Origin of the sequence: Streptomyces sp. CBMA123, assembly GCF_014596465.1 — a bacterium.
Classification (GTDB): Bacteria; Actinomycetota; Actinomycetes; order Streptomycetales; family Streptomycetaceae; genus Kitasatospora.
Genome location: NZ_MECK01000125.1, coordinates 1 through 15249, shown reverse-complemented (window position 1 = coordinate 15249; position 15249 = coordinate 1). Strand labels below are relative to the sequence as shown.

The following is a 15249-nucleotide window of genomic DNA, read 5'->3' as shown; positions in this document are numbered from 1 at the left end:
CCACCGCGACCAGCCGCACCGGCCCGCAGGAGGGCGGCAGCGCGCGCAGCTCGCCGGCCAGCGCGGCGAGCGCCTCGGCCGGGCCGTCCGTGTCCACCGCGCCGAGCGCGTCGACACCCGCCGCCGTGACGTCGGCACCGGCCGCCGCGACGTCGTCGGTCGCCCCGCGCCCGGTCGGCGCGTCGACGGGAACGGGCGGTCGAAGGGAGCGAGCGGTTCCGGATGCAGCCACAACGTCAACCCTACGGTGCCGTAGCCCACCACTGCGGACAGTTGATCCGTGCAGGTCGTGACGGCAGCGCGGGTTTCGGGCATACTCGCCTTCGCCACGCCTGTGAACGGCCGTTCACCGCAACCCGGTGCCGGTCGGGCCGACCTGCCACACCCGCGCCGGACCACCCGCCATCCCGGGCCGGCACCCGATCGAGGAGGCGACCCTCGCCATGACCCCCTCCCCCGTGAAAGCCGTGGAGCGCCAGCTGCCCAGCGAGGAGGCCCGCGAGCTGCTGAGCCTCACCCGGGACCTGGTCCAGCGCGAGCTGCAGCCGCGCGCGGCGGAGGACGAGGCGGCCGGCCGCTTCCCCCGGGAGGTCTTCCGCACCCTCGGCGAGGCCGGCCTGCTGTCCCTCCCGTACGGCGAGGAGTACGGCGGCGGCGAGCAGCCCTACGAGGTGTACCTGCAGGTGCTGGAGGAGCTGGCGGCCGGCTGGCTGGCCGTCGGCCTCGGCGTCAGCGTGCACACGCTGTCGTGCCACGCGCTGGCCACCTTCGGCAGCGAGGAGCAGCGCGAGAAGTGGCTGCCCGGCATGCTCTCCGGCGAGCAGCTCGGCGCCTACTGCCTCTCCGAGCCGCAGTCCGGATCGGACGCGGCGGCCCTGCGCACCCGCGCCGACCTCGACGGCGACGAGTACGTCGTCAACGGCACCAAGGCGTGGATCACCCACGGCGGGCAGGCCGACTTCTACAGCGCACTGGTGCGCACCGGCGCCGACGGCCCCAAGGGCATCAGCTGCCTGCTCGTCCCCGGCACCCAGCAGGGCCTGTCGGCCGCGCCGCCGGAGCACAAGATGGGCATGCGCTCCTCGCCGACCGCCCAGCTGCACTTCGACGGCGCCCGGGTGGCCCGCGAGCGGTTGATCGGCGAGGACGGCCAGGGCTTCCAGATCGCGCTCGCCGCGCTGGACTCCGGCCGCCTCGGCATAGCGGCCTGCGCGATCGGCGTCGCCCAGGCCGCGCTCGACCTCGCGGTCGACTACGCGCGCACCCGGCGCCAGTTCGGCCGCCCGATCGCCGATTTCCAGGGCCTGTCCTTCATGCTCGCCGACATGGCCACCCAGATCGAGGCCGGGCGCGCGCTGTACCTCGCCGCCGCGCGGCTGAAGGACGCGGGCCGCCCGTTCTCCAAGGAGGCGGCGATGGCCAAGCTGTTCTGCACCGACACGGTGATGCGGGTGACCACCGACGCCGTCCAGGTGCTCGGCGGTTACGGCTACACCCAGGACTTCCCGGCCGAGCGCTACATGCGCGAGGCGAAGGTGCTGCAGATCGTCGAGGGCACCAACCAGATCCAGCGCCTGGTGATCGGCCGCCACCTCACCAAGGGCTGAGCCAGGGCTGGACGGAGGGCCGCGGCCCTCCCCGATACGGCCTCCGGCCGTCACTCCAGGGTGCGGGGTGACGGCCGGAGGCGATGTGCTGACAGGGCGTCAACGCGCTTGCGGGCAGGGGGAGTCAGCGGCGGACGAGCCGCCGGCGCTGATCCGGGATGGTGGCGAGCGGGACGGTCGCGGCGATCGGCCGGACGGCCTTGACCGGGGCGGCGCCGCCGGTCGCCGAGCCGCGTGCCGGGCGGTGCACCAGCGCGTGGGAGAACGGCTGGGTGCGCCAGTCGAGCCCGCTCGGGAGCTTGAACAGCGCGTCGAACCCGGCCGGTTCGTCGTCCTCCGGGCTCTCCACCTCGGCCAGGTCGTCGGTGGGGGTGCCCGAGCCGGGGCAGATCGCGGGGGCGAAGGGGTTCCAGGCCGTGGGCAGCAGCGCGTGCTGCGGCAGCTGCTCCTCGTCCGTCACCAGGGCGATGGGGCGACGGCACTCGGGGCAGTGGACCCGGAAGATGTCCCAGGTCTCGGCCTCGCCGGGGTCGTTGCCCGGCATGTGGTCGACCGCGAGGTCGTCGCGGCCGGTCAGCTCGTCGGTCTCGTCGGTGGCCAGCACGCGCTGGTCAGTAGCAGGCATGGGGATCCCCCTAGGATCGGGCCCGGCGTGGTCGCTCAGGGCCACAACCAGCACTTCCCTCCGACTCGGGCTCATAATCCTGCGGAGTTGCGCACCGTGATGCACCGGGTGTGTCCTTGGCCACACCGGCCGCCACATTCACCCGGCACATGCCCGTCTGACACCTGCGGTCCCACCCCGTGCAACCGTCGTGCGCCCCCCGTGCCCCCGACCCGGTAGGTTTGCGCACTGTGGAGGATCTCGACCAACGCATCGTCCAGCTGCTCCTAGAGGACGGCCGGATGAGCTACACGGACCTGGGCAAGGCCACCGGCCTGTCCACCTCGGCGGTGCACCAGCGGGTGCGCCGCCTCGAGCAGCGCGGGGTGATCCGCGGCTACACCGCGATCATCGACCCCGACGCCGTCGACCTGGCGCTGACCGCGTTCATCTCGGTCAAACCCTTCGACCCCAGCGCCCCCGACGACACCCCGGACCGGCTGGCCGGCCTGCCCGAGATCGAGGCCTGTCACAGCGTCGCCGGCGACGAGAACTACATCCTCAAGGTGCGGGTCGGCGCCCCCGGCGACCTGGAGGACCTGCTCGCCCGCATCCGCAGCGCCGCCGGAGTCTCCACCCGCACCACCGTCGTGCTGTCCACCCCGTACGAGGCCCGGCCTCCGAAACTCTGAAGGCAGGACCGGACTCCGCGGAGCGAAAAGCACGGTGCAGACTTAGCCGCATGACCGAACGCACCTCCCGGACCGTCCTGCTGCGCGGCGGCGCCGTCTACAGCCCCGCCGATCCCTTCGCCACCGCGATGCTCGTGGAGGGCGGGCACATCGCCTGGGTCGGCAGCGACGGCGCCGCCGAGGCGTACGCCGCGACCGCCGACGAGATCGTCGAGCTGGACGGCGCCCTGGTCACCCCCGCCTTCGTCGACGCCCATGTGCACGCCACCGCCGCCGGACTGGCGCTCACCGGCCTCGACCTCACCGGCAGCCCCTCGCTGGCCGCCACCCTGGCCGCCGTCACCGCCTTCGTCGAGGCCCGGCCGGAGGACGGCGGGGTGCTGATCGGCCACGGCTGGGACGAGACCGGCTGGCCCGAGGGCCGCCCGCCCACGCTCGCCGAACTCGACGAGGCCGCCCGCGGCGCCGCGCTCTACCTCTCCCGCACCGACGTCCACTCCGCGCTCGCCACCACCGCGCTGCGCACCCTCACCGAGGGCCTCGCCGGGCGGCCCGGCCACGACGTCGACGGCCCGCTCACCAAGGACGCCCACCACGCCGTCCGGCGGACCGCGCTCGCCCGCCTCACCCCCGCGCAGCGCGGCCGCGCCCAGCGTGCCACCCTGGCCCGCGCGGCCGAACTCGGCATCGGCGCCCTGCACGAGTGCGCCGGTCCGGAGATCTCCTCGGAGGCCGACCTGGCCGCCCTGCTGGCCCTGGCCGCCGATGGCGAGGGCCCCGAAGTGTACGGCTACTGGGGCGAGTTGGGCGGCATCGAGACCGCCCGGCGGCTCGGCGCGGTGGGCGCCGGCGGCGACCTCTTCGTGGACGGCGCGCTCGGCTCGCACACCGCCTGCCTGCACACCCCGTACGCCGACGCCGAGCACACCGGCACCGCCTACCTGACCGCCGAGCAGGTCGCCGACCACGTCGCCGCCTGCACCGAGGCCGGGCTGCAGGCCGGCTTCCACGCCATCGGCGACGCGGCCCTGGCCGCCGTGATCGAGGGCGTGCGCGCGGCCGGCGAGCGGGTCGGCGCCGACCGGGTCAAGGCGCTGCGCCACCGCGTCGAGCACGCCGAGGCCCTGGACGACAAGGCCATCGCGGCCTTCGCCGAGCTCGGCCTCACCGCCTCCGTCCAGCCCGCCTTCGACGCCGCCTGGGGCGGCCCGGACGGCATGTACGTGCAGCGCCTGGGCGCCGAGCGGGCCGCCGTCCTCAATCCGTACGCCGCGCTGCTGCGGGCCGGGGTCCCGCTGGCCTTCGGCTCGGACGCCCCGGTCACCCCGCTCGACCCCTGGGGCACGGTCCGTGCCGCGGCCTTCCACCGGACCCTCGATCACCGGATCTCGGTCCGCGCCGCCTTCACCGCCCACACCCGCGGCGGCTGGCGCGCGATCGGCCGTGACCACGACGGCGTGCTGGTGCCCGGCGCGGTCGCCAGTTACGCGGTCTGGGCCGCCGACGAGCTGGTCGTCCAGGCCCCCGACTCCCGGGTGGCCGGCTGGTCCACCGACCCGCGCTCCGGCACCCCCGGCCTGCCCGACCTCACCCCCGGCCACGAACTGCCCGTCTGCCTGCGCACGGTGGTCCGCGGCCGGACCGTGTACGAGCGGTAAACCGGATGATCGGCGGGCGGCCGGCTCGTAGGGTGCCCGCCATGACCACACTGGTACCCGCCGACTTCACCGTCCCCCGCGAGCTGCTCGCCCCGGAGTTCCGTCTGGAGCCCCTGGGCGAGCGGCACAACGCCTCCGACCACGCCGCCTGGACGGGCAGCGTCGAGCACATCCGCGCCACCCCCGGCTGGGCCGGCCGCGGCTGGCCGCCCGCCGACGGCATGCCCCTGGAGGACAACCTCGCCGACCTGCGGCGCCACGCCGCCGACTTCGAGGCCCGCCGGGGCTTCACCTACACCGTCCTGGAGCCGGACCGCGACGAGGTGATCGGCTGCGTGTACATCTACCCGGACCGCGAGGACCCGTCCGTGGTCTCGGTCAGCTCCTGGGTCCGCGCCGACCGCGCCGCCCTGGACGCCCCGCTGTACCGCGCGGTCTCCGCCTGGCTCACCGGACACTGGCCGCTGGGGCGGCTCCACTACTCCGAGCGCTGAGCGGGCGGGGGCCGGGCGGAGGCCGGGGGTCAGGGGGGAGGAGCCAGGGGAGGGGCCTACCACCCTGACCTCACGCAGCCTCGACGTTCCGGGGTACCTTCTTCGCACAGCGTCCGAACAGCAAGCCCCAGGAAGATGGTGCGCCGGTGGCCATGCCCGTCACCCAGGAGCGGTCCGGGACCGCTGCCGAGCCACAGGACCCGGCCCCCACCCCGGGCCGCGGCGCCCGCGCGCTCGCCAAGGTCCGGGCCGGGCTGCCGCGTACCGGTCTCGCCGCGCTGTCCGGCCTGCTGCTGGCGTTCGCCTTCCCGCCGTACGACCTGTGGCCGCTGTCCCTGCTCGGCGTCGCCGCGCTCTCGCTGCTCACCCGCGGCCGCACCTTCCGCCAGGGCGCCTGGACGGGCTTCGCCTTCGGGCTGCCGTTCTTCCTGATGCTGCTCAGCTGGCTGCGGGTGGTCGGCTGGGACGCCACCGTCGGCCTGTCCGTGATCGAGGCGCTGTTCCTGGCCCTGCTCGGCGGGGCGCTGGCGCTCACCTCCCGGCTGCCCGGCTGGGCGTTCTGGGCGGCCGCGCTGTGGGTCACCCAGGAGTGGGCGCGCGACCGGCTGCCGCTCGGCGGCTTCCCCTGGGGCCGGCTCGCCTTCGCCAACACCGCCACCCCGTACACCCCGCTGGCCGCGCTCGGCGGCGCTCCGCTGGTGACCTTCGCCGTCGCGCTCTCCGGCACCCTGCTCGCCTGGGCCGCGCTGCGCGTGCGCGGGCCGGGCCGGGCCCCGAAGGCGGCCGCGCTGGCGGCGCTGGGCGCGGTGGCCGCGCTGCTGGCCGGCTACCTCGTCCCGGTGCCCACCGCTGCGGCCGACACCGTGAAGGTCGCCATCGTCCAGGGCAACGTGCCCAACCCGGGCATGGACTTCCTCGGCCGCCCGATGATGGTGCTCAACAACCACGCCTCGGCCACCGAGCGGCTCGCCGCCGACGTCCGGGCCGGCAAGGTGCCGCGGCCCGACGTGGTGATCTGGCCGGAGAACTCCTCCGACCTCGACCCGTTCAGCGACCCGCTGGCCCGCCAGCGCATCGACGAGGCGGTCCAGGCCGTCGGTGTGCCCACCCTGGTCGGCACCCTGGTGGACGGCCCGGACGCCCAGCACGTCCAGAACGAGGGCATCGTCTGGGACCCGGTCACCGGCCCCGGCGCCTCGTACACCAAGCAGCACCCCGTCCCGTTCGGCGAGTACGTGCCGTTCCGCGCCCAGTTGATGAAGGTGGTCACCCGCCTCCAGCGGGTCGCCCGGGACTTCTACCCCGGCGACCACAACGGTGTGATGCAGCTCGGCCCGGCGCGGATCGGCGACGTGATCTGCTTCGAGGTGGCCTACGACGAGATCGTCCGGGACACCGTGGACAGCGGCGCCCGCGTCCTGGTGGTCCAGACCAACAACGCGACCTACGCCAAGACCGGCCAGCCGGAGCAGCAGCTCGCGATGAGCCGGCTGCGCGCGGTGGAGCACGGCCGGTCCGTCCTGATCGCCGCCACCAGCGGCATCAGCGCGGTGATCGCCCCGGACGGCACCGTGGAGCAGCGCACCGCGGAGCTGACCCCGGCCGAGCTGTCCGCCACCGTCCCGCTGCGCGACGGCACCACCGTCGCCGACCGGGTCGGCGCGGCCCCGGAGTGGACGCTGGCCGTCGGAGGCCTGCTGGCCTGCGCCGCCGCCGTGCTGCTCGGCCGCCGCAAGAAGGCCGTGGACAGGGCCGTGGACGGAACACCGGCCGCCGGGGAATCGTTGGACCAGGTGGTGCCGTAGCCGGCCCGGATCTCCCGTGCGGCGCGCAGAGCACCGCTTGGAGTGGATTCGTACCGTGACCCAGCAAGCTACCCCCGCCCGTCCGGTCCCGCGTAGCAGGCTCCGCCGGGTGCTGCCGCTGCTGATCACCGCCTGGCTGGTGCTGGAGATCTGGCTGCTGGTCCTGGTGGGCTCGTGGCTGGGCGGCTTCGTCGTCCTGCTGCTGCTCATCGCCGGCGGTGTGATCGGCGGCTCGCTGATCAAGCGGGCCGGGCTGAAGGCGCTGTCGGCGGCGATCGAGCAGAGCAAGAACCCGCAGTCCCAGCAGCCGGAGACCGGCACCAGCCTGACCGTACTGGCCGGGCTGCTGCTGATCATCCCCGGTTTCCTGTCCGACCTGGTCGCCCTGACCCTGCTGTTCCCGCCCACCAGGGCGCTGTGGCGGGCGGCCGGCCGCCGGGTCGCGGACAAGGCGATGCGCAGCACCTCCACGGCCGGCACCGACGCGTTCGCGGACGCGATGCGGCTGCAGGAGCAGCTGCGCATCCACCGCCCGGACGGCAAGGTCATCCAGGGCCAGGTGGTGGACCCGGAGACCGGCCCGCAGGGCCCGGACACCGGCTACCGCCCGCCGATCGACGGCTGACCGCGAACGGAACCGCGAACACACCTGTGGGCCGCCCGATGTCGGGCGGCCCACAGCCGTACGTGCGGCCCACGGGTGTGCGTACGGCCCCCAGGTGCGCGCACGGCACGCCGAGCGCACAACGACGCCGAGCGGACAACGCGAAAGGGGCCCTGGTGACCAGGGCCCCTTTTCGCGTCCTCCCGCGCACGGCGGGAGCGAGATGTGTCAGGCGCTCTTACGGGTGTCCCGCGGGTGCACCGCGAGGTTCATCCCGCCGGAGCGGAGCACGGCCAGCCGTTCGGCCAGCACCTCCTCCAGCTCCTCGCGCGTCCGGCGCTCCATCAGCATGTCCCAATGGGTGCGCGTGGGCTTGGTCTTCTTCTCCTCCGGCTCTTCACCGTCGAGGAGTACCGCCTCCTGGCCGCAGAAGCGGCATTCCCAGGCCTGGGGGATCTCCGCCTCGACCGAGAAAGGAACCTCGAATCGGTGTCCGTTCTGACATGCGTACTCGACGGTCTGGCGGGGAGCCAGATCGATACCACGGTCGGTCTCGTAGCTAGTGGCCCCGAGTCGCGTGCCGCGGAGAGCTCGCTCGCTCATGAATCGTGCCTCCCGGGCTTATGGCCCACAGGACTAGTGGTCGCTGTTCTTCGTCGTTCGGTCAACGCTCGGCTTCCGACGAAGATTCCCGTCCCGGGACATGCGTCGTCTGTAGTGCCGTCCCTGTTTGTACCCACCGCCGCCCGATTTGTCACATCTGGCCGGTGATATCACCCCGGGTGTCACCTATTTCACATCCGGTGATCGTGGGGGCTTTCTGTGACGAGCGTACCGGGACGGGATTCCGCGGCGCCCGCCGCCCCCGGTTTCCGGGCGGTCAGGAGATCGGTCGGGAACGGATCATCGGCTCGGTCTTGCCGAGGTCGACCGGTCGGGCGGGCGGGGCGTCCGCCGGGGCGACCGGCGGGCGGTCCGGGCGCGGCGGGGCCTCGGAGGCCGGTTCGGTGCGGGTGTCCCGGTGCGGGAGCAGGGCGATCACCGCGTCCCGGAGCTGGGCCGGGGCGTCCTCGTCCAGCGGGTCGACGGTGGCGGGCACCTGGAGCCGGAGCGGGGTGCCGTTGCCGATCCGGGCGTAGCCGCGGCCGACCGGGGCGAGCGCGGCGGGCACGATGTCCAGCGGCGCGCCGAGCGCGGCGTGGCCCTCCTCGGGCCCGGCGGGGCCGAGCAGCACCCGGGCCCGGGTGGTGGCCCGGACGGTCGGGGTGATCCGGTCCCGGGCCTCGACGTCGTCGGCGATCACCACGGTGACCCGGGCGGCCCGGCCGTGCCGCAGCGGCAGCTCCAGCAGTTCCTGGGGGTCGGGGCGGCCCTCGGCGTGGGCGAGTTCGCCCAGCTCGGTCGGGTGGTCCAGCAGCAGCCACAGCGGCCGGGTGAGGTCCTCGGGCAGGGCGCTGCCGGTGTGCCGGGCGGCGTTCAGCGCGGCGAGCCGGCGCTCGGTCTCCTGGACGGCCCACTCCAGCGCGGCCAGCGCGCCGTGCAGGCTGGTCTCCACGGTGTGCACGCCGGGCCGGTTGACCAGGCAGGCGTGCTCGCCCGTGCCGGCGCCGTCGATCACCACCAGGTCGCCGTACGGGAGCGCCTGGAGCGCGATCGAGCGGATCAGGCTGGAGGTGCCGTAGCCGGTGACGCCGAGGGCCAGCAGGTGCGGTTCGGAGGAGCGCGGGCCGGTGCGCCAGATCACCGGGGGCTGCTGGGCGGTGGCGCCGCCCTGGGTGACCGGGATGGTGCGGGCGGTGCCGTCCTCGTCGGTGAAGCCGAGCACGATCTCGCCCGGGGCGGCGACGAAGCGCTGGGCGGCGATGTCGGTGGGCAGCGGGGCCAGTGCGGTGATCCGCAGCCGGTTGGACTCCTCGTCCCAGTCGAAGCGGTACTCCCGGGCCCGCCCGGCCTTGCCCTGGACGACCTGCTCGATCCGGGCCCGGGCGGCGGGCTCGGTGTCGGTGAAGTACGCGGGGTAGGTCAGCTCCAGCCGGGACAGCCGGCCATCGCCGTCGAACTCCCAGGCGCTGAAGGCGTTCTTGTACTCGCCCTCGAAGTGGTACAGCGGGTTGGCGTCCTCGGGCCCGCACAGGTACGGCGTGAGTGCCGAGTAGAGGGCGCCGAGCTTGATGTCGGCGACGTCGGGCGCGGGCGCGGCGGGCGCCGCCTTGGGGGCCCGGCCGGCCCAGGCGGAGCTGGCCATCAGGGCGACCAGCGCGAACAGCAGGCCGTGCGGCAGCAGGTAGATGCCGATCAGCATGGCGGCGGACAGGAACAGCGTCGGGCCGCGGCGCTCCTTCGGGGTGGCCTGCCAGCGGTCCCTGGCCCAGCCGGCGTGGTGGCGCAGCCCGCGGCCGATCACGCTGAGCGGGGCGAACATGTCGGTGGCGTGGTCCCCGGCGGTTCGGGCGATCTCGCGGCCCTTGCTGAGATGGCGGTGGAGCGGCATTGCGTGACTCCCCGGGCGAGTGGGACGGGTGGGGTGAGGGGGACTGCTCGTGGTACGACGGGGCCCGGGGCGGTGGGATCCGCGCCCGGGCCGGTGGGGGAGAGGCGCCGCCTAGAAGCGGAGGCCGCCGAGCAGGCTCGCCAGGCTGGCGCCGCCGGCGGTGATGCTCGGGGCGATCGAGGAGCCGGCGACGTAGAAGCCGAAGAGGGCGCAGACGATGGCGTGGGAAACCTTCAGTCCGTCCCTGCGGAAGAACAGAAAGGCGATGGTGCCGAACAGGACGATGCCGGAAATCGAGAGGATCACTTCTGCTCCTCGGGGAGGGGGACGGGGGACAGTGTTACTTAAAGTGCCCTAATCGTGACAAAAAGTAATAGATGACGGAACGCCGCAAATGGGTGGTTCTGTCGCCCGATGCCGCGCCGGCGGCCGGACGGCGGTATGCGAACCGGGCGGGGTGGGGCCCCGGGCCGGGTGGCCGCCGCGTGGAATCGGTGCCGCGAGGCATTCCCGGGGGGTGGGTGGGAAGTTTCCGGGGGGTCCGGGAAGTTCGCTCGAATGGCTTCGCGACCCGCGCGGCCGCACGTCGTACCGCGCCCGTACCGGCGTGGCCGCCGTCCGGAATCCGGACGCCCGCTGGCCCGGGCCGGCGCCGGCCGCTACGGTGCGGTACGCACCGGCCCCCGCCGGCCCACCGGACCGGCCCACAGGAAAGGCAGCCCTGCCATGACCGATGCCCCCGACGCCGAGGTGATCGCGCTCGCCGGGAAGCTCTTCGACGCCGCCCGCGCCGGAGACACCGCCACCCTGGCCGCCGCCCTGGACGCGGGCGTCTCCGCGGACCTCACCAACGGCAGCGGTGACACCCTCGTGATGCTGGCCGCCTACCACGGCCACGCCGGCACCGTCGAAGCCCTGCTCCAGCGCGGCGCCGACCCGAACCGCGCCAACGACAAGGGCCAGACCCCGCTGGCCGGAGCCGTCTTCAAGGGCGGCGCGGACGTCGTCGACGCCCTGCTCGCCGGCGGAGCCGACCCCCGGGCCGGGGTCCCGTCCGCCGTCGACGCCGCCGCGATGTTCGGCAAGACCGAGCTGCTCGCCCGGTTCGAGGGTCGCTGAGCCGACGCCGTAGGCTCTTCCTCCATGGAGAGCACCACCACCGAGGCCACCGGCACCGTCGAGTTCCGCATCACCGGGTACGCCCACCCCGACGCACAGGCCCTGTCGGCGGAGGTGCAGCAGGAGTACGTCCGCCGCTACGGCGGCCCGGACGACACGGTGATGCGCGCTGAGGACTTCGAGGCGCCGTCCGGTCTGTTCCTGATCGCCTACCTGGACGGCCGCCCGGTCGCCTGCGGCGGCTGGCGGGCCAAGCAGGGCGGCCTGGACGGGCTGCGTGACGGCGACGCCGAGCTGAAGCGGATGTTCGTCATCCCCGACGCCCGCGGCCGGGGCCTGGCCCGGGCGGTGCTGCACCGGCTGGAGGAGGCCGCCGTCGAGGCCGGCCGCACCCGCCTCATCCTGGAGACCGGCACCGAGCAGCCCGAGGCCGTCGCGCTGTACGGCTCCGAGGGCTACGTCGCGATCCGCAAGTACGGCATGTACAAGGACCACCCGCAGAGCATCTGCCTCGGCAAGGAGGTCGCCGCGGCGGCCTGAGCGGTGCCGGTCCGCGTCGCGCCGGTCTGAGCGGCCGTCGCGCCGGGTAGGTTCCCCGCGCCGGACCGAGGGGAGCGACCGATGAGCCACCAACCGCCCGGAGCCGAACGCCTCCCCGCCCTGGCCGCGCCGGGCGGGGAGCTGGACCGGCTGGTCCGGGAGGGTGCGCGCACCGTCGGCGCGGGCGCCGTCTGGGCCGTCGGCGACGCCGGGGGCACGCTCGGCGGCGGCAGCCACGGCACGCTCGGGCAGGGCCCGTACGCGCGGCTGACGCCGGGGCCGGGCACCCGGTACGACCTCGCCAGCCTCACCAAGATCGTGGCGCTCTGGCCCTGTGCCGGGGTGCTCTGGCAGTCCGGCCGGCTGCCGCTGGACGAACCGCTCGGCCGCTGCTGGCAGCCCGCCGACGGGCATCCGGTCGGTGTCGTGACGGTCCGTCAACTCCTCGCCCACACCGCCGGGATGCTCCCGTACACCCGCTTCGAGCAGCTCTACGGACGGGAGCCGGCCGCGATCCGGGCCGGGGTGCTCGCCGCCCCGCTGCACCGGGCGCCGGGGGTTGCCGTCGAGTACACCGACCGCGCCGCCGTGCTGCTCACCTACCTCGTCGAGGACCTCGGCGGCGCGCCGCTGGACGAACTCGCCGCCCGCTGGGCCTGGCGGCCGCTCGGCATGACCGACACCCGGTACGGGCCGCTCGGCGCCGCGGAGGCGGCCCGGACGGCGCCCACCGAGTACCACGAGCCGACCGGCGCCCACCTGCGCGGCGTCGTGCACGACCCCTCCGCCCGGCTGCTCGGCGGCGTCTCCGGCAATGCCGGCGCCTTCTCCACCGCCCGCGACCTCGCCCGCTTCCTCACCGCCCTGCTCGCCCCGCCGCCCCGACTCCCGTGGGGCGAACCGTGGATCGGCGAGTCGCTGCGCGAGCAGACCGGCGGCCTGGCCCCCGCCCGCGGCCTCTCCTGGCTGTACGCCGCCGGCACCGAGCCGGCCGAGGGCACCTTCGTCCACTACGGCTTCACCGGCACCGGCATCTGGGTCTCCCGCCGGCTCGGCCGCTGGGCCCTGCTGCTCACCAACCAGGTGCACCACAGCAGGGTCACCCAGTCGCTCACCGACCTGCGCAACGCCTTCCGGCGGGCGGTCTTCGGCTGACAGGTCCGGCACCCGATCGGGTGGATTAGGTACGAACCACCTTTCATGCGGCGGTGATTGCGGCAGAGTGGCCGCGACGGGGAGCGGCCGGCGAAGGAGGCGCGATGACGGAGACCTGGGCACTCTCGGAACAGGAGTGGCTTGCCGGGATAGTGCGCGCCTACGTCGGGTGCAGCGTGCTGCTCACCGGCGAGGACGGCAAGGTCCTGCTGCTGAAGGCGAGTTACCGCGACCAGTGGCAGTTCCCCGGCGGCGGAATGGACCCGGGGGAGGGGCCCGCCGAGTGCGCGGCCCGCGAACTGCGCGAGGAGACCGGGCTGTTGGCGGGCGAACTGCGGCTGCTGGTGGTGGAGTGGCGCGAGGCGATCCCCGACCAGGGCGAACACGCCCACCCCGCCGTGCACTTCATGTTCGACGGCGGCGCGGTCGAACCGGGCACGGTGGTCCGGCTGCAGGCCGAGGAGATCGCCGGCCACGGCTACTTCAGCCCCGCCCGGGCGGCCGCCCTGCTGCACCCCTGCGCGGCGCGCCGGCTCACCGGGGCCCTGGAGGCCCGGCGGACCGGCGCCGTGACGCTGCTGCACTCGGCGGGGTACCTGGGGTGAGCCCGTTCCGGCTGGTCAGAGCAGGGTGCTCCAGTAGTACCAGAACCGGTTGAGCACCAGCAGCGCGATCACCGCCGCCCACAGCACCGGCAGTGCCCAGTGGTAGCGCGCCGCCTCCCGGGCGACCGTCCGCATCCTGGGCCCGACCGGGATCACGCCCGTGCGCAGGTTGTGCAGGGTGGTGTACCAGAACAGCACCACCACCGTCGCCCACACCACCATGCAGTAGGGGCAGAGCGCGCCGATGTCGTACAGCGCCTGGTCGACCAGCCAGTGCACGAACACCACGCCCAGGGCCGTCCCGGCGTGCAGGCCCAGCCAGAACCAGCGCCGGTAGGCGGCCCCGGCCAGCAGCCCCGCCCCGATCGCCGCCAGTGCGCCGAAGGCGGCCAGTCCGAGCAGCGGGTTGGGGAAGCCGAGGACCTCCGCCTGCTCGGTGCGCATCACCGAGCCGCAGCTGATCACCGGATTGATGTTGCAGCTGGGGACGTACGACGGGTTCTCCAGGATGCGGAGCTTGTCGAAGGTCAGGACGGCCGAGGCGGCCAGCCCGACCAGTCCGCCGAGGAGCAGCAGCAGGGCGAGGGCCCGGCTCGCGCCGATCGGGGCCCGGCCGGCGGCGTCGGGGGTGGGAGGGGAGAGGTGCACGGTGGTCGCGGTCATGACAGCACACTCCGGTGGCTGGCTGGGAGGAGCCGGCCCGGCCGGGAGTTCGGCCGGGCCGGTGGTGCCGTGCGGTGCGGTGGGGTGCGGCCTACTGCAGGCCGGCGGCCTGCTTGACCTGGGCGGTGAACTGCTCGGGCGTCGCGGTGGAGTTGCCCGCGAACAGGTTGATCGTCTTGCCGTCCACCTTGACCGTCGGGGTGCCGGTCACCCCGCTGTCGTTGAACGCGTCGGCCACCTTCGCCGCCCACGGCGCGTAGGTCTTGTCGGTGACGGCCTTCACGAAGGCGTCCGTCTTCAGACCGGGCACCTGGCCGGCCAGGTCCAGCAGGTGGTTGACGTCACCGAAGGCGTCGCTGCGCTCGTCCGGCTGGTTGGCGTACAGCACGTCATGGAAGGCCTTGAACTTGTCCACGCCCTCGTTCAGCGCGGCCCCGGCCGCGGCCAGCGCGGTGCGCGAGCCCTTGCCGCCCAGGTTCTTGTCCAGGAAGGCGGCCAGGTGGAACTCCACCTTGATCCGGCCGTCCTGGGTCAGCTCCTTGACGGTCTGGCCGTTCGCCGTCTCGAAGTGCTTGCAGACCGGGCAGCGGAAGTCCTCGTAGACCTCCATGGTGTGCGGGGCGTCGGCCTTGCCGTAGGTGATCACCGTGCCGTCCGGGCCGGTCGCGTTGGCCGGGACGACCAGCGGGGCCGAGGACGCGGCCGCGGACCCCTTGTCGTCGTTCTTCGAGCCCGTGTTCACCGCGAGCGCCACACCGCCCGCCAGGGCGAGCACGACGACGGCGGATACCGCCACGACGATCCGCTGACGGCGCTTGGCGGTCTGCTGCTCGCGGCGCTGCGCCTCCTGGATGCGCTCGCGGGCGCTGATGCGCTTCTTGTTCTTGTCCTGAGCCATGGGGAGTCAACTCCTGTACGCGGCGCGCGGGTGCGCGCGAGTGGCCGCACCGGGTGCGGCGGGGCAAGTGACGCGGGAGTCGTGCGCACTGCCTGGGGCGTACGGAACCGTGCTTGACGAAGCGGGGTACGCGCTCAGCAGGCAGGCGCGAAGACCGGCGGACCCCGCCGGGGAGCCGGGCTCAGCACCACGTCCTCGCGGCGCGGCCGCTCGTGGTCCGCCACCGGCAGCGGCACCCGCAGCACCGGGCGCACCGGAGCGGGGAGCAGCAGGAGGAGCAGCGCCCGCAGCGCGCGGGCCGGCGACTGGCGCAG

Annotated in this window: 17 protein-coding genes and 1 pseudogene; 10 read left to right on the top strand and 8 right to left on the bottom strand. The window is 74.2% G+C overall.

Annotated features, from left to right (window positions below):
- Positions 1 to 232, bottom strand: a pseudogene (locus tag BG452_RS16550) (hypothetical protein); the annotation flags it as partial.
- Between the two features lie 211 nt (positions 233 to 443).
- On the opposite strand from BG452_RS16550, the gene BG452_RS16545 reads away from it, so the two are divergent.
- Positions 444 to 1607: an acyl-CoA dehydrogenase family protein gene (locus BG452_RS16545; RefSeq protein WP_188305067.1), complete on the top strand. Its 1164-nt coding sequence runs from the start codon at positions 444 to 446 to the stop codon at positions 1605 to 1607.
- A gap of 124 nt (positions 1608 to 1731) precedes the next feature.
- Here the strand turns inward: BG452_RS16545 and BG452_RS16540 are convergent, their stop codons facing one another.
- Positions 1732 to 2232: a hypothetical protein gene (locus BG452_RS16540; protein ID WP_188305066.1), complete on the bottom strand. Its 501-nt coding sequence runs from the start codon at positions 2230 to 2232 to the stop codon at positions 1732 to 1734.
- 230 nt (positions 2233 to 2462) lie between these two features.
- On the opposite strand from BG452_RS16540, the gene BG452_RS16535 reads away from it, so the two are divergent.
- The 5 genes from BG452_RS16535 to fxsA all read left to right on the top strand — a co-directional run bounded on the left by BG452_RS16535 (position 2463) and on the right by fxsA (position 7485).
- Entirely contained in the window at positions 2463 to 2903 is a 441-nt protein-coding gene (locus BG452_RS16535; protein ID WP_030058365.1) for an Lrp/AsnC family transcriptional regulator, read from the top strand.
- A gap of 50 nt (positions 2904 to 2953) precedes the next feature.
- Complete coding sequence (locus BG452_RS16530) at positions 2954 to 4561, top strand: amidohydrolase (RefSeq protein ID WP_188305065.1); 1608 nt, start codon at positions 2954 to 2956, stop codon at positions 4559 to 4561.
- Positions 4562 to 4602: 41 nt separating this feature from the next.
- The gene (locus BG452_RS16525; protein ID WP_188305064.1) at positions 4603 to 5055 is read left to right on the top strand and encodes an N-acetyltransferase; all 453 of its coding nucleotides are present in this window, start codon (positions 4603 to 4605) and stop codon (positions 5053 to 5055) included.
- Between the two features lie 152 nt (positions 5056 to 5207).
- Positions 5208 to 6860, top strand: coding sequence for an apolipoprotein N-acyltransferase (gene lnt / locus BG452_RS16520; protein ID WP_188305063.1), 1653 nt, complete (start codon positions 5208 to 5210; stop codon positions 6858 to 6860).
- A 55-nt stretch (positions 6861 to 6915) separates the two neighbouring features.
- Positions 6916 to 7485, top strand: coding sequence for an FxsA family membrane protein (fxsA, locus tag BG452_RS16515; protein WP_317621079.1), 570 nt, complete (start codon positions 6916 to 6918; stop codon positions 7483 to 7485).
- Between the two features lie 207 nt (positions 7486 to 7692).
- Here the strand turns inward: fxsA and BG452_RS16510 are convergent, their stop codons facing one another.
- The 3 genes from BG452_RS16510 to BG452_RS16500 form a co-directional block, all read right to left on the bottom strand.
- Positions 7693 to 8067, bottom strand: a complete 375-nt coding sequence (locus BG452_RS16510; RefSeq protein WP_188305062.1) for an RNA polymerase-binding protein RbpA — start codon at positions 8065 to 8067, stop codon at positions 7693 to 7695.
- A 277-nt stretch (positions 8068 to 8344) separates the two neighbouring features.
- Positions 8345 to 9955 carry a hypothetical protein gene (locus BG452_RS16505; RefSeq protein WP_188305061.1) on the bottom strand — a complete coding sequence of 537 codons (1611 nt, stop codon included), beginning with the start codon at positions 9953 to 9955 and terminating at the stop codon, positions 8345 to 8347.
- Between the two features lie 111 nt (positions 9956 to 10066).
- Positions 10067 to 10261 carry a hypothetical protein gene (locus BG452_RS16500; protein WP_188305060.1) on the bottom strand — a complete coding sequence of 65 codons (195 nt, stop codon included), beginning with the start codon at positions 10259 to 10261 and terminating at the stop codon, positions 10067 to 10069.
- Positions 10262 to 10681: 420 nt separating this feature from the next.
- Here BG452_RS16500 and BG452_RS16495 point away from each other — a divergent pair, with 420 nt between their 5' ends.
- The 4 genes from BG452_RS16495 to BG452_RS16480 all read left to right on the top strand — a co-directional run bounded on the left by BG452_RS16495 (position 10682) and on the right by BG452_RS16480 (position 13374).
- Positions 10682 to 11074 (top strand): ankyrin repeat domain-containing protein, encoded by a 393-nt coding sequence (locus BG452_RS16495; protein WP_188305059.1) that lies wholly within the window; start codon positions 10682 to 10684, stop codon positions 11072 to 11074.
- Positions 11075 to 11098: 24 nt separating this feature from the next.
- Positions 11099 to 11614: a GNAT family N-acetyltransferase gene (locus BG452_RS16490; RefSeq protein ID WP_188305058.1), complete on the top strand. Its 516-nt coding sequence runs from the start codon at positions 11099 to 11101 to the stop codon at positions 11612 to 11614.
- Positions 11615 to 11695: 81 nt separating this feature from the next.
- On the top strand, positions 11696 to 12769 hold the full coding sequence (locus tag BG452_RS16485; RefSeq protein WP_188305057.1) for a serine hydrolase domain-containing protein: 1074 nt from the start codon (positions 11696 to 11698) through the stop codon (positions 12767 to 12769).
- A 104-nt stretch (positions 12770 to 12873) separates the two neighbouring features.
- Positions 12874 to 13374 (top strand): NUDIX domain-containing protein, encoded by a 501-nt coding sequence (locus BG452_RS16480; protein ID WP_188305056.1) that lies wholly within the window; start codon positions 12874 to 12876, stop codon positions 13372 to 13374.
- A gap of 15 nt (positions 13375 to 13389) precedes the next feature.
- Here the strand turns inward: BG452_RS16480 and BG452_RS16475 are convergent, their stop codons facing one another.
- The 3 genes from BG452_RS16475 to BG452_RS16465 all read right to left on the bottom strand — a co-directional run.
- Positions 13390 to 14037: a vitamin K epoxide reductase family protein gene (locus BG452_RS16475; protein WP_188305055.1), complete on the bottom strand. Its 648-nt coding sequence runs from the start codon at positions 14035 to 14037 to the stop codon at positions 13390 to 13392.
- Between the two features lie 91 nt (positions 14038 to 14128).
- A complete protein-coding gene (locus BG452_RS16470) occupies positions 14129 to 14935 on the bottom strand; it encodes a thioredoxin domain-containing protein (protein WP_188305054.1) in 807 nt (268 codons plus the stop codon).
- A 134-nt stretch (positions 14936 to 15069) separates the two neighbouring features.
- Positions 15070 to 15249: hypothetical protein (locus tag BG452_RS16465; RefSeq protein ID WP_188305053.1), on the bottom strand; the 180-nt coding region annotated here is incomplete at its 5' end.